The 448-nt window shown below is 68.3% G+C and carries 1 pseudogene; it reads left to right on the forward strand.

From position 1 onward, the window contains the following. Positions 1–448 (forward strand): annotated as a pseudogene (locus XcuCFBP2542_RS19085) (hypothetical protein); the annotation flags it as partial.

A 448-nucleotide genomic window follows, 5' to 3' on the forward strand; every position in this document is an offset into this window, starting at 1 on the left:
TGGTCGCTGTCCCGGATGAACGCGATGCCGTCATCCGCGAGATCGCCGGCCGCGAGGAATTTCGCATGGCCATCGCGCACGCCGAGGATGCCGGGCGCGTGAGGTTATCCGAGTCCAACGCGGCCTTGGTACAGCAGGTCTTGGATGACACGCCGACAACCATCGGCGGTGCTGCGCCCAGCATCCGCCAAGGCGCAGGCGCCACACCGCATCCGTCGTACACACCAGTATCGCAACGCGGCTTCACAACCGCCGAACTGTTGGCAGGCGAGCTATCTGCAGGCCAAGCGCTACGCACCGCCGGCCTGCTCGCCACCGCCGCCGACACCGTGATGACCGGCCAACGCGCCACGCACTTGCTCGGCCAGGACAACCCGCTCGCCGCGCAATCAGAGCTGGCGCACTTCACCGGGCGCAATGTCGGTGGCTGGGCCGGCGGCACGACGGC

Origin of the sequence: Xanthomonas cucurbitae (assembly GCF_002939885.1) — a bacterium.
Classification (GTDB): Bacteria; Pseudomonadota; Gammaproteobacteria; order Xanthomonadales; family Xanthomonadaceae; genus Xanthomonas; species Xanthomonas cucurbitae.